Consider the following 12600-nt stretch of genomic DNA (forward strand, 5'->3'; position numbering starts at 1 on the left):
AGCATATTGTGAAAAGAGATATAAACAATGAAAAAGTGCTATGCAAATGAAAAGCATGAAGGGACGTTTAAGGCCAGGTGATACGGTAGCGATTGGTTTAATGTTATTTGCACTATTTTTAGGAGCAGGAAATTTAATTTTCCCGCCAGTTTTAGGTCAACAAGCAGGAGAAAATGTTTGGATTGCTACAATTGGATTCCTTGTAACGGGAGTCGGATTACCCCTATTAGCTGTAACAGCTGTCGCGTTTGTAGAGGGGGACTTGAAAGCGCTATCTTCTAGAGTTCACCCTATATTTGCGTTTATTTTCCCATTGATTAGTTATTTAGCGATTGGACCATTTTTTGCGATTCCGCGTACTGGAGCTGTTTCATTTGAAATGGGTATGAAGCCATTTCTATCAGAGACAATGGTTTCTGAGTGGTACATGCTATTTCTTTTCACTATAGTTTTCTTCGGAATAACGTGGTATTTATCATTAAATCCATCTAAATTAGTGGATTGGTTCGGGAAATTTCTTACACCATTGTTAGTATTGATTGTTGCTGTTATTGTCGGAAAAGCAATTATTGATCCAATTGGAGAACCGGCTGCACCTTTAGCTGCTTATAAAGAGAATGCTTTCTTTGGTGGATTTATTCAAGGATATTTAACGATGGATGCGATTAGTGCACTTGTGTTTGGGATTGTTGTTGTACAAGTTATTCGCTCAAAAGGGATAAAAGAGAGCGGACAAATCGCAAAAATAACAGTTGTATCAGGGGTTATTGCTGTATTAGGCTTAACGTTAATATATTTATCACTTGCATATCTCGGATCTACAAGTACATCACTTGGTGTGTCGGAGAACGGTGGTCTTATTTTAACGAATGTTGTAAATGAGTTATATGGAACAAGTGGCAAAATTTTATTAGGACTTGTAATTATACTCGCTTGTTTAACAACTTCTGTTGGATTAACATCTGCGTGTGCTGGCTTCTTTACAAACTTATTCCCAAAACTTTCGCATAAAACGATTGTAACTATGGTATGTGTATTTAGTTTAATTGTATCTAACCTAGGGTTAACACAATTAATCACAGTAACATTACCAGTGTTAATGATCATTTATCCAGTTGCAATTGTATTAATCGTTCTTTCATATTTCCATAAATGGATAGGGAAGCGTAATACAATATATATTGGAGCTATTTTAGGTGCGTTGTTAATTAGTTTCTTTAACGGTTTAGAAAGTGCGAACATTAAAATTGATGCGATTTCTAATGTGCTACAAATGTTACCATTATATAAAGAAGGAATAGGATGGCTAATCCCATCATGTATTGGCGGGATTCTCGGTTTCTTCTTCTATAAATCAAATGAATTAAGTGAATTACAAAAGAAAGGTGCTTAGGCGCCTTTCTTTTTTTAAAGGGGATTTTTGTATTTTGTCTAAGTAATAATTGGGAGGAATGATAAAATGGCTAATTTTGAAGATTTTTTAACTTTTGATGTAAGAATTGGAACAGTAACACAGGCAGAGGAATTTAAAGAAGCGAGAGTGCCAGCGATTAAACTAGAAATTGATTTTGGGGAGCTTGGGGTCAAGCAGTCAAGTGCTCAAATTACGAAGAGATATAATCCAGAAGACTTAATCGGTCAGCAAATTGTTGCTGTTGTAAATTTTCCGCCAAAGCGTGTGGCAGGATTTAAATCGGAAGTGCTTGTATTCGGTGGTGTTCCTGAAGCTGGTGATGTTGTGTTGCTTCAGCCTAATATGGAATTGCCAAATGGAACGAAAATTAGTTAGTGTGAAGGTAGGGGTAAACATGGATATCGGACGAGAATATTTACAATGTGCCATTTCGAATTTCAAGGCAACACAAAAACAAGGAGAACGTGTACTTTCTCAATTATCTTATGAACAGATAATGTGGTCAGCTCAGGAAGAGACAAATAGTATCGCGATTATTATTAAACATTTACATGGTAATATGCGTTCAAGATGGACGGAATTTTTAACGTCTGATGGCGAAAAAATAGATCGTAACCGAGATGGTGAATTTGAAGGTGGCTACAATTCAAAACAAGAAGCGCTTGCTGCGTGGCAAGAAGGGTGGGAGTATGTCTTTAAAACGATGGATACTTTAACAGCAGAACAGATTTTGCAGAAAGTATACATTCGCGGAGAAGAACACACTGTCATGCAAGCGATTGAAAGGCAAATTTCTCATTATGCTTTACATATTGGACAAATCATTTACATTGGTAAAATGTTAAAAGAAAATGAATGGGAGTGTTTAAGTATTCCTAGAGGTCAATCTACTAGTTATTTACAGAAAAAACGTTCAACGTAATAATATGAAAGAAACCGATATAAAATAGGAAGTAAAAAAATAAGCCAATTGATAGAGGGCTCCGTGAACATTAGAATGCTGCCAGCAATAAGCCCATATGTAATAAGAAAGAAACCAAAGAGTGTATTTATAGGAATAAAGCGTGAGACAAATAATTGCTGATTTTTGAAACAAGTGTTGTGAAACAAATAAAAGCGGAAATACCGTGTAGAGGTAATAAGATCTTTCTTTCTCGTTATTCTTTTTTTACATTTATGACAGATGAATGGTGGCTGCATTTCATTACGCTCCATTTTTTATATTTGTAATAATGTAAGACAAAAGTAAGTATAAAGTGTATGTTCCTATATACGCTCCTGCAATAAGGAAAAATGGATTCAGTAAAATTCCATGAATGCTCGTCATGAAAACTAAATCTTGTATTAAAACATCGTATATATTAATGGAAATAACTGTACCGAGTACATACAGTGCCAAGTACGCAGAAATATGTAGCACAATAGAGACTTTTGGATGTTTAGCGGACAAATAAAAAATAAATGATAAGACGATTGGTAATGTTCCTATTAGTAGCTTCAATTCATTTCACCTCATTAACAATATAGCCGGAATTTAAGCGGTCTATTCTCTAGAGCTTGTACATAACTTGAAATAGAGAGGGTGATAGTATGAATCGAGGCTTTTTTTACGTGAAGTTCACAAGTGTACGTAAGTTAGTTTTATTTATTATTACTACAGTACTGGCGACTTTTTTTCTTATTAGTATGATGGTAACCTCTATGAAAGAGACAAAGTCAACGTATTTATATAATTGGTTAAATGAGTTATCGATGAATGGCTACATGTACGTTATTGGGAAAGAGAATCATTATTTTACACAGGAGTACCGGAATTTGAATCAAGACTTTTCTATTTCTTCATTCCTCTTTTCGATGGCTACGAATATTCGTTTTGATGATGTACGTAGTTTTGTCGGGAAAGAGCTTCCTGGCTTTGGTAAGTACGATACAGAAATCGTTATCGCAGGTGAGGGAACAAATTATTCTAACTTACCGATAGAGTCGAGTGTTCCTCTTGAAGAAGTAGTGAAAGAACGGACTGGAGAAGGTGGACAAGCGCCAAAGCCTGATACGAATAAAGAGAAAAAACAACCAGCTCAAACGACTGGAAAAAGACAAGTTGCATTTATATATCATTCACATAGCTGGGAATCTTATTTGCCGTTACTTAACTTAACAAATGATCCTAATCCAAATAAAGCAACGAGTTCTGTAACGAATATTTCAATAGTTGGAGATCGCTTTCGTGAACAACTGGCAAGTGAAGGGATAGGTGCTACTAACGATAAGACTAATGTCGGTCAAAAGTTAATAAGTAAAGGATTGAATGATACTAGTTCTTATAAAATGTCACGGGAAATTGTACAAGAAGCGATGGCTGGTAATAAAGAATTACAATACTTCTTCGATTTACACCGTGATAGTGCACGGAAAAATGTAACAACAAAAACAATTGGAGATAAATCATATGCTAAGCTTGCTTTTGTAATTGGGAAAGGTAACAAAAACTATGAAAAAAACTTACAATTAGCAACTGCGTTACATGAGACGATTAGTAAGAAATATCCGGGAATGAGCCGTGGTGTAATTCAAAAAGGATTCCAAACAGGAAATGGAGTCTACAATCAAGACCTATCAGGACAAGCGATATTAATTGAAGTTGGCGGGGTAGATAATACAGAGGAAGAATTAAATCGATCAATTGATGCACTTGCTAAAGCATTTGGTGAATATTTTTGGCAAGCAGAAAAAGTGAATGGATAAAGTGAAATTTGAATTAGTGGTAGGCATTGCCGATGGTTATCAGCCTACATCAATTGGGGGAAAACGTAAGTGTACAGCTTACGTTTTTTGTTTGTCATGAAATGAGGATGATAAGATGTCACATTATAGACATAATTTGTAATTGCTATAGTAATATCGAAATTTGTCTATTTATAATAGGAGAATTAGAAAGGGATTTTCGCAAAAATAGAGAAAATCTTTTTACAAGGAAAATTTTTAACTAACAGAATGGGTAGGGGATCAAGGTGATACGAGAGATTAGAGTAGAAGATGCAACATCGTTTTTGCAATTAAATAAGCAATTGGACGAAGAAACGAAATTTATGTTATACGAACTAGGAGAAAGAAAAACTACAGTAGAGCAACAAGAAAAGATGGTCCACCGTTTTATTGAAAATGAATATGCGACAATATTTGTAGCAGTTGAAGAAGAGAGAATAGTAGGGTTTATTTTAGTTAATGGAAATAATATTCAAAGAAAGAGACATGTGGCAGGCATTGTAATTGGTATTTTGCAAGAGTATAGTGGCCGAGGTATTGGAACGAGTTTGTTTAAAGAAGTAGAGAAGTGGGCAAGATTACATGATGTATGGCGTTTAGAATTAACGGTAATGGCCCACAATACAAGAGCTCAGGCACTATATAGCAAAATTGGATTTGAACAAGAAGGTGTCAAAAAATCTGCTCTTATCATCGATGGAAAAGGTATCGATGAGTATGAAATGGCCAAATTATTAAAATAAGAGGTCGTTATATGAAAAAAAGATGGGCACTACTTGGTATCGTAGCAATGATACTGATCATTGGAGTAGCAGGAATAAATTATAAGATGTACAAGGAGCAAGAGGCGAAGGAAGTAAATGTAAACAATATATTTCCGAAAGCTAAAGAAACGATTGCTAATATGGATGGGGATATCGCAGTCATTAGTAATCCAAGTTCGATGCTTGTACTTGTGAATAAAAATAGGCGTTTACCAGATGGGTATAGACCGCCAGATTTAGTTGTTCCGAAAGTACGTTACTCTAGTGAAGGTGATCAAGAGAAGAAAAAGATGAGGAAAGAGGCAGCGGTGGCACTTGAGGAAATGTTTCAGCAAGCCAATAATGAGCGGATTTTCCTTTTTGCAGTCTCTGGATTTAGATCTTTTGATCGACAAAAAGCATTAAATACAATGTATAAAAGACAAGATGGAGAAGCAAAGACAGCGATGTCTAGTGCAGTCCCTGGTACGAGTGAACATCAAACAGGACTAGCTATGGATATTACATCTCAATCTGCTAAATTTCAGCTAGAAACTGTTTTTGGGGAGACGAAAGAAGGAAAGTGGCTTTCTGAAAATGCCCATAAGTTTGGTTTTGTTATTAGATATACGAAAGAGAAAGAAGGGATTACCGGTTATCGTTATGAACCGTGGCATGTACGGTATGTTGGGAATCCGCAAGCTACATATTTATATGAAAACCAACTGACGATTGAAGAAGTAACGCAGTAATGAATTGAGGGGAGAGGGCTAAGATGACGATGTTATATAAGAAAAAGGTACATGCATATATTACGAGAGAAAAAGAAGGGGCTATGCAACTACTCGTTTTTAAACATCGTGATATACGAGAGGCTGGTATCCAAGTTCCAGGCGGGACGGTAGATGAAGGCGAAACGTTAGAGGCAGCAATTTTACGTGAAGTACAAGAAGAGTCAGGACTACGCCATTTTTGTATCGAGCGCTTCCTTTCTGATTACATTATTTATATGAAAGAAAAAAAGGAATATCAAAAACGTCATTTTTTCCACATTTCATTATTAACAGATGTGAAAGATACGTGGGAACATATAGTAAGTGCTGGTGAGGAAGACAAAGGTTTAGTATTTTGTTATGAATGGATTGATATTAACAAATGCCCTGAATTAGCAGGTAAACAAGGCGAGTTTTTACATTTGTTAGAAGAGGTATATGTAAAATAATAAAAAGAGTCTGAGGCGATATTGTATTCGTTTCAGACTCTTTTTATTTCTCTGGAAATTAAAGGTTTTTAAACTGGTGAGTTGAATTTCTTTAAAGGGATTGTAGCTGTTTATGCGAGGAGCGGAGAAAATGAAAAAGTAATAGATACACGTCATATATATAAGGGCTTATAAAAGGAGAATGAAAATGGAAATTCAGTTTAATACATTATTGCAAAAAGAATTAACAATTCATGATATTCAAAAGGAAATGGAAGCTGGGAAGTTAACTTCAAAAGAACTAGTCATGTATTATCTTCATAGAATCGCAAAGTATGACCAAGATGGTCCGAAAATCAATTCTATTTTAGAAATCAATCCGGATGCTATCTTTATTGCAGAAGCGCTAGATCATGAAAGAAAGACAAAAGGTGTAAGAGGCCTATTACATGGTATACCTGTTTTACTTAAGGATAATATTGAAACGAATGACTCAATGCATACAAGTGCAGGTACGATTGCCCTGGAACAAAATATAAGTAGTGAAGATGCATTTCTTGTTAAAAAGCTCCGAGAAGCAGGTGCGATTATACTAGGGAAAGCAAATATGACAGAGTTAGCAAACGGAATGTCTTTTGAAATGTGGGCTGGATATAGCGCTAGAGGCGGTCAAACGATTAATCCTTACGGTACAGGAAAGGATGATATGTTTGTTGGTGGATCGAGTACAGGATCTGCCGTTGCAGCTAACTTTACTGTATTATCCGTTGGAACAGAGACAGATGCTTCTATTTTAAGTCCAGCTGTTCAAAACTCGGTTGTAGGTATTAAGCCGACAGTTGGTTTAATTAGCCGTAGTGGAATTATTCCGTTCACATATTCTCAAGATACAGCCGGTCCGTTTGCTAGAACGGTAACAGATGCTGCTATTTTACTAGGGAGTCTAACTGGGGTGGATGAAAAAGATGTAGCTACTCATAAAAGTGAAGGCATGGCATATCAAGATTATACATCTTATCTTGATGCTAATGGTTTAAAGGGAGCGAAGATTGGTGTTTATAGCAATGCGCCAAAAGATTATTACGAAAATGGTGAGTACGATGAAAAATTGTTTGAGGAAACGATCCAAGTATTACGTAGTGAGGGAGCGACAGTAGTAGAAGATATTGATATTCCGTCTTTTCATAGGGAATGGAGTTGGGGAGTTCCACTTTATGAGCTGAAGCACAGCTTGGATAACTATCTTTCTAAATTACCTTCTACTATTCCAGTACATTCTATTTCGGAGTTAATGGAGTTTAATAAAAACATAGCAGAAAGAGCTTTGAAATATGGACAAACTAAGTTAGAAAGAAGAAAAGATTTTCCTAATACGTTAAGAAATCCAGAATATTTAAACGCAAGATTAGAAGATATATATTTTTCGCAAAAACAAGGTATTGATTTTGCGTTGGAAAAATATAATCTGGATGCGATACTGTTCCCTTCTTATATAGGATCTACTATATGTGCGAAAGCAGGTTATCCATCTATAGCAATGCCTGCGGGATATATGGATAATGGGAGGCCTTTTGGAATTACTCTTGCAAGTGCTGCTTTTAGTGAAGGGGCATTAATTAAACTAGCATATGCTTTTGAACAAGCGACAAAACATAGAAAAATGCCAAACTTATCGTAAATAGAAACGAGAGAAGGTTGCCTGAAATGGATTTATGGAGGCCAGCCTGCTCTTATTAATAGCTAAAAGTATTGTCGATTTCTTTTGATGAATCGATATCTCATATCGAATCGTTGATATATTGTAAGTTGTAATATATATAATTGAAAAATCGTTGATATAAATTCATTGGACTATTTAGTTGGAAGTCTTATATAAGAAATAAATCACTTAGATACAATATGTTAAATAGAAATCTCTTTCTTTGGCAATCTCTGATGCTTTAATAAACGAAAAGACAAACAAGTAGAACATAAAATAAGAAAAGAAGCGATAATATAAATAGTACGAACATCGAAAATATCGGTAATTGTAGCTGATTTAGTTGTATACAATGTCAGCGAGGATAATACACATTTTGGAGCCTAAATAGTAAGCTAGTGAACGTTTCGGCAATAAGAAGCCCATCTTCAAATCAATAATATTTTTCAAATTATAATCAGAAAAATATATTTTTGAAAGAATTAAATTTTTTGTCATTTTTTGAAAGGGGTTTTCGTGTATAATGAAGAATATATTAATATAGCATTATATTAATGCTTGTTGTAACAGCGAATACATATAATAGCTTGTAGCAAACGCCCCCTCTATGAGAAAGGGCGGATAAACCATTCTTTTCTTCATATACATATAGAAAATGAGAAAGAAAGTGAGGGTTGCATATGGCTGGATGGGTGATTTGGTTTATAATAGCGGGTATTTTATTTATTGCAGAAATGTTGTCGATTACGTTTTACATGCTTTGGCTTGGAATTGGAGCTGTTGTCGGAGGTCTTATTGCTTTGTTTGCTCCTGATGCACTATTTTTACAAGTTGTTGTTGGGGCGATTGTAAGTTTAACATTGACTTTCTTTACGAAAAGAATTTCTAAAAACTTTCGAGAAGCAAAAGGTTTTACTGATACAGTAGATAAACTTGTTGGTAAAAAGGGAATCGTTATGCAAACGATTACAAGTGAAGTGAACGGTATTGTGAAAGTGGATGGAGATACTTGGACAGCTATTTCGGATACTCCTATTGATGCTGGAGAAAAAGTCGTTGTTATACAGAGGCATAGTACTATTTTACAAGTGAAAAAGGAGAGTGAATAAATATGGCAGTAGCATTAACGTTAACGATTATTTTCGCATTGATTGTCGTTGTATTTATTGCATTGACAATTAAAATTATTTCTCAGCAAAAAGTTGGGGTCGTTGAAAGGTTTGGTAAATTTCAACGGATTATGCACCCAGGATTAAATATTCTAATCCCAATTGTAGACCGCGTTCGTGTATATCACGATTTACGTATTCAACAAACGAATGTACCACCACAAAAGGTAATAACGAAAGATAATGTACAAGTAGAAATTGATACAATTATTTTCTATCAAATTGTTGAACCAGAGCTTGCGACATATGGTATTTCAAACTATGAATATGGTGTTCGTAATATTACATCTGCAACAATGCGTCAAATTATTGGTAAAATGGAGCTTGATGAAACATTATCAGGTCGTGAAAAAATTTCAACAGAAATTCGTTTAGCACTTGATGAAGCGACAGAAAAATGGGGCGTTCGTATTGAGCGTGTCGAAATAGTCGATATTAATCCACCAAAAGATGTGCAAGTATCAATGGAAAAACAAATGAAAGCAGAACGTAATAAACGTGCGATCATTTTAGAAGCTGAAGCAGCGAAACAAGATAAAGTCCTTCGGGCTGAAGGGGAAAAACAAAGTAAAATTTTAATGGCTGAAGGGGATAAAGAAGCGCGTATTCGAGAAGCTGAAGGTTTAAAAGAAGCAAAAGAATTAGAAGCGCAAGGGGAAGCAAGAGCGATTGAGGAAATCGCAAAAGCAGAACAAAACCGAATTGAATTACTTCGCGCAGCAGATTTAGATGAACGCGTACTTGCTTATAAATCGTTTGAATCATTAATTGAGGTTGCAAAAGGACCAGCGAATAAAGTCTTTATTCCGTCTAATGCAATTGAAACACTTGGTACTCTTGGTGCAATTGGGGAAATCTTCAAAGAAAAACAAGCGAAGAAATTACCTTCGTCAGATACAGAAAAAGAATAATAAGAGTGAGAAAGAGAAATGGGATGCCATTTCTCTTTTTTTTTGCGTATATTACGAAAAGCTTGTACATATCCATGTATAAAGAAGGTGATACATTGAAAAAGTATGCAACCCGTATACATGGGAAGAAACTAATCTCGTTACTCTTTCTATATGCACTAGTCATAATTATTATTGCGTCGATTTTGACGTCGCTTTTACATACAATGAAATCGAATTACGTGAATCAATGGTTTGGAAAAGTATCGATGCAAGGTTTTGTTCAAATGATAGAAAGTGAGAATCGCTATTACGGATTTGATTATTTTAAGCAGAATAAAAGGGAGTCATTTGGAAATTTAATGTTCTCGATTGCGACGGATTTGAAAATTAAAGATTTAAGAACGTTTGTCGGTAAAGAAGTGCCTGGTATGTCAAAGTATTACTCTAACATTATCGTAGCTGGGGAAGGGACAAACTTTACGAATATCCCAAATGAATCTAGTGTACCGATTGAAGAAGTAACGAAAGAGCGAGAAGTAGCAAAAGATAAAGTTACAGAAGCTGAAAAGAATAATCCGGTTCAGAAAAAGAACGGAGCGAAAAAAGGTGAAAGTGCAGTATATATTTATCATACACATAGCTGGGAATCTTTCTTTCCGTTATTACCAGGGGCTACCGATCCATCAAGTCCAGATGTAAATGTGTCCTTACTAGGGAAACGTATGAAAGAACAACTTGAAGGACAAGGAATTCCAGTAGTTCATGATAAAACGAATATGGGGGATTTATTAGCGAGTAAAAAATGGAAATGGCCGCAATCATATAAAGCGTCTCATGAATATGTAAAAGAAACATTAGCACAAAATAATAAAATTGCGTTTCCGATTGATATACACCGTGATGATCAGCGGAAGAAGGTAACAACAAAAGTAATTAACGGGAAATCGTATGCAAGATTATATTTTATAATTGGGATGGAAAATGAAGGGCGTGCTGAAAATGAAAAAATTGCAAGAGCAATCAATAGTTATTTAGATGAAAACTATTACGGATTAAGCAGAGGAATCTTTCCAAAGTATAAAAAAGATGGAAATGGCGTTTATAATCAAGATTTATCTAAAAATGCGATGTTAATTGAAGTTGGTGGTGTTGATAATACATTAGATGAATTATATAACACAATTGATGTGTTGACGGAAGCGTTTAGTAAGTATTATTGGAATGATGCAGAGAAAGTGAATGGATGAGGGGCGGGAAACCGTTCCTTTTTTGTTATATAAAGTTAAGAATATGATATAATGGAGTTTTGTGAGTATTAAACAAGGGAGCGGAAGAAACATGCAAATACTACTAATACGCCACGGTGAATCAGAAGCAGATATTTTAAATGTACATGAAGGTCGAGCTGACTTTGAATTAACAGAAAAGGGAAGACAGCAAGTACAAAGACTTGTACAGAAAGTGAAAGCAGATTTCCCGCCAGATTTCATTTGGGCAAGCACATTAAAACGTGCTCGCGAAACTGGTGAAACATTAGCAGAAGGAATTGGGTGCCCAATTCAACTAGAAGAAGAATTAATGGAGTTTAATAATGGGGTACAAGCAGGGTTATCATTTGAAGAAGCGAAAAAATATCCAGAGCCAAAATTTCTTCATGATCGTTTTGAAAACGGGGAATCATTTATTGAATTTAGAATGAGAATAGAAGGGATTTTTTCTAAAATCGTGACAGAGAATACATATGACCGAATTGCAATTGTTGCACACGGTGGTGTAATAAATAGTATTTTACGAGCGTTTTTCCAAATGCCAATTAGCATGGACTATTATTTTAAAATGGGAGATACGGGAATTAGTTTGATTGAACTTACGGATAAACAGAAAACTATTCATTTTATAAATGATACAAATCATTTAGAGGGAATGTAAGAGGATATGTACAAAGTTGTATTTTTTGATGTGGATGGTACTCTTTTAAGTGAGATTGATAGAAGTATGCATGAAAGCACAAAAGAAGCGATACAAAGGTTAATAGATAAAGAAATTCACGTAGTTGTTACAACAGGGAGACCATATAGTTTATGCTCACAATTTAAAGAGCTGGGCATAAATACGTTTATTTCTGCAAATGGTGCACATATAAAATGTGCTGATGAAGTTATACATAAATCGGTACTTTCAAGTGGAATTGTTCATGATATTTCAAATTTCGCTGAATTACATGGTCACAGTGTTTCTTATTTTACAGAGGAATTTGTAATGAATGGTATTGCCTCAAAAGACGAACGTGTAATACGAGCATTAAATGAAACGTTAAATTTAGAGCGGTATCCTGACAAAGTTAGAAACTTATCAGAAGAGATTTATTGTGTATGTCTGTATGCTGATGAAACAGAAGCTCAAAAATTCTTTGAAAGATATCCAGCACTTACGTTTGAACGTTTTCATGGTTACGTTATGAATGTGTTGGAAGATAGTAAAGTATCGAAGCTAACTGCAATTCAAAAGGTATTGGAACATCTGGAAATTTGTAAATCAGAAGCAATTGCTTTTGGTGACGGTGGAAATGATGTTGAGATGTTACAGTATGTAGGACTAGGAATTGCGATGGGGAATGGCGGAGAAGAGTTAAAAACAAGAGCAGATTTCGTTACAAAGAAGGCGAGTGAAGGTGGTATTTTATTTGCCTTAAAAAAGTTTAATGTCGTCTAACAT

The 12600-nt window shown here is 35.1% G+C and carries 15 protein-coding genes and 1 pseudogene; 13 read left to right on the forward strand and 3 right to left on the reverse strand.

From position 1 onward, the window contains the following. Positions 1–55 precede the first annotated feature (55 nt). From brnQ4 to NSS97_RS10450, 3 genes are all read left to right on the forward strand, one after another. Positions 56–1393: a branched-chain amino acid transport system II carrier protein BrnQ4 gene (brnQ4, locus tag NSS97_RS10440; protein WP_394818273.1), complete on the forward strand. Its 1338-nt coding sequence runs from the start codon at positions 56–58 to the stop codon at positions 1391–1393. Between the two features lie 66 nt (positions 1394–1459). Continuing rightward, a complete protein-coding gene (gene csaA, locus NSS97_RS10445; RefSeq protein ID WP_341112418.1) occupies positions 1460–1789 on the forward strand; it encodes a chaperone CsaA in 330 nt (109 codons plus the stop codon). Beyond that, a complete protein-coding gene (locus NSS97_RS10450; RefSeq protein ID WP_002193071.1) occupies positions 1770–2336 on the forward strand; it encodes a DUF1572 domain-containing protein in 567 nt (188 codons plus the stop codon). Before csaA ends, NSS97_RS10450 begins: the two co-directional genes overlap by 20 nt. Here the strand turns inward: NSS97_RS10450 and NSS97_RS10455 are convergent. Both NSS97_RS10455 and NSS97_RS10460 read right to left on the reverse strand, forming a co-directional pair. Next, positions 2309–2614, reverse strand: a complete 306-nt coding sequence (locus tag NSS97_RS10455; protein ID WP_080019332.1) for a permease — start codon at positions 2612–2614, stop codon at positions 2309–2311. The genes NSS97_RS10450 and NSS97_RS10455 overlap by 28 nt on opposite strands. A 4-nt stretch (positions 2615–2618) precedes the next feature. Next, positions 2619–2915 (reverse strand): hypothetical protein, encoded by a 297-nt coding sequence (locus tag NSS97_RS10460; RefSeq protein ID WP_061675470.1) that lies wholly within the window; start codon positions 2913–2915, stop codon positions 2619–2621. 89 nt (positions 2916–3004) lie between these two features. On the opposite strand from NSS97_RS10460, the gene spoIIP (NSS97_RS10465) reads away from it, so the two are divergent. The 5 genes from spoIIP (NSS97_RS10465) (at position 3005) to NSS97_RS10485 (ending at position 7802) form a co-directional block, all read left to right on the forward strand. Beyond that, positions 3005–4159, forward strand: a complete 1155-nt coding sequence (spoIIP, locus tag NSS97_RS10465) for a stage II sporulation protein SpoIIP (RefSeq protein WP_002141409.1) — start codon at positions 3005–3007, stop codon at positions 4157–4159. A 266-nt stretch (positions 4160–4425) separates the two neighbouring features. Continuing rightward, the gene (locus NSS97_RS10470; RefSeq protein ID WP_002141410.1) at positions 4426–4923 is read left to right on the forward strand and encodes a GNAT family N-acetyltransferase; all 498 of its coding nucleotides are present in this window, start codon (positions 4426–4428) and stop codon (positions 4921–4923) included. An 11-nt stretch (positions 4924–4934) separates the two neighbouring features. After that, a complete protein-coding gene (locus NSS97_RS10475) occupies positions 4935–5675 on the forward strand; it encodes a M15 family metallopeptidase (protein ID WP_002031537.1) in 741 nt (246 codons plus the stop codon). A gap of 23 nt (positions 5676–5698) precedes the next feature. After that, positions 5699–6145: an NUDIX hydrolase gene (locus tag NSS97_RS10480; RefSeq protein ID WP_002141412.1), complete on the forward strand. Its 447-nt coding sequence runs from the start codon at positions 5699–5701 to the stop codon at positions 6143–6145. Positions 6146–6332: 187 nt separating this feature from the next. Beyond that, positions 6333–7802 carry an amidase family protein gene (locus NSS97_RS10485; RefSeq protein WP_107887948.1) on the forward strand — a complete coding sequence of 490 codons (1470 nt, stop codon included), beginning with the start codon at positions 6333–6335 and terminating at the stop codon, positions 7800–7802. Between the two features lie 224 nt (positions 7803–8026). Here the strand turns inward: NSS97_RS10485 and NSS97_RS10490 are convergent. Beyond that, a pseudogene (locus NSS97_RS10490) lies at positions 8027–8152 on the reverse strand (MFS transporter); the annotation flags it as partial. Between the two features lie 351 nt (positions 8153–8503). Here NSS97_RS10490 and NSS97_RS10495 point away from each other — a divergent pair. From NSS97_RS10495 to NSS97_RS10515, 5 genes are all read left to right on the forward strand, one after another. After that, a complete protein-coding gene (locus NSS97_RS10495) occupies positions 8504–8932 on the forward strand; it encodes an NfeD family protein (protein ID WP_002012470.1) in 429 nt (142 codons plus the stop codon). Positions 8933–8934: 2 nt separating this feature from the next. Further along, a complete protein-coding gene (locus NSS97_RS10500) occupies positions 8935–9903 on the forward strand; it encodes an SPFH domain-containing protein (protein WP_002031527.1) in 969 nt (322 codons plus the stop codon). Between the two features lie 23 nt (positions 9904–9926). Then, positions 9927–11132, forward strand: coding sequence for a stage II sporulation protein P (gene spoIIP / locus NSS97_RS10505; RefSeq protein WP_002193069.1), 1206 nt, complete (start codon positions 9927–9929; stop codon positions 11130–11132). A gap of 91 nt (positions 11133–11223) precedes the next feature. After that, a complete protein-coding gene (locus NSS97_RS10510) occupies positions 11224–11814 on the forward strand; it encodes a histidine phosphatase family protein (RefSeq protein WP_002141416.1) in 591 nt (196 codons plus the stop codon). Between the two features lie 6 nt (positions 11815–11820). Continuing rightward, positions 11821–12597 (forward strand): Cof-type HAD-IIB family hydrolase, encoded by a 777-nt coding sequence (locus NSS97_RS10515; RefSeq protein ID WP_002031522.1) that lies wholly within the window; start codon positions 11821–11823, stop codon positions 12595–12597. The last annotated feature ends 3 nt before the right edge of the window (positions 12598–12600 follow it).

The organism is Bacillus sp. FSL R12-0074, assembly GCF_038005725.1.
In the GTDB taxonomy this organism is placed as follows: domain Bacteria; phylum Bacillota; class Bacilli; order Bacillales; family Bacillaceae_G; genus Bacillus_A; species Bacillus_A mycoides.

Coding starts and splice junctions, on each gene's coding strand:
- brnQ4 (WP_394818273.1), top strand. CDS start 56: ATGAAGGGACGTTTAAGGCCAGGTGATACGGTAGCGATTGGTTTAATG.
- csaA (WP_341112418.1), top strand. CDS start 1,460: ATGGCTAATTTTGAAGATTTTTTAACTTTTGATGTAAGAATTGGAACA.
- NSS97_RS10450 (WP_002193071.1), top strand. CDS start 1,770: ATGGAACGAAAATTAGTTAGTGTGAAGGTAGGGGTAAACATGGATATC.
- NSS97_RS10455 (WP_080019332.1), bottom strand. CDS start 2,614: ATGCAGCCACCATTCATCTGTCATAAATGTAAAAAAAGAATAACGAGA.
- spoIIP (WP_002141409.1), top strand. CDS start 3,005: ATGAATCGAGGCTTTTTTTACGTGAAGTTCACAAGTGTACGTAAGTTA.
- NSS97_RS10475 (WP_002031537.1), top strand. CDS start 4,935: ATGAAAAAAAGATGGGCACTACTTGGTATCGTAGCAATGATACTGATC.
- NSS97_RS10480 (WP_002141412.1), top strand. CDS start 5,699: ATGACGATGTTATATAAGAAAAAGGTACATGCATATATTACGAGAGAA.
- NSS97_RS10485 (WP_107887948.1), top strand. CDS start 6,333: ATGGAAATTCAGTTTAATACATTATTGCAAAAAGAATTAACAATTCAT.
- NSS97_RS10495 (WP_002012470.1), top strand. CDS start 8,504: ATGGCTGGATGGGTGATTTGGTTTATAATAGCGGGTATTTTATTTATT.
- NSS97_RS10500 (WP_002031527.1), top strand. CDS start 8,935: ATGGCAGTAGCATTAACGTTAACGATTATTTTCGCATTGATTGTCGTT.
- spoIIP (WP_002193069.1), top strand. CDS start 9,927: ATGCCATTTCTCTTTTTTTTTGCGTATATTACGAAAAGCTTGTACATA.
- NSS97_RS10510 (WP_002141416.1), top strand. CDS start 11,224: ATGCAAATACTACTAATACGCCACGGTGAATCAGAAGCAGATATTTTA.
- NSS97_RS10515 (WP_002031522.1), top strand. CDS start 11,821: ATGTACAAAGTTGTATTTTTTGATGTGGATGGTACTCTTTTAAGTGAG.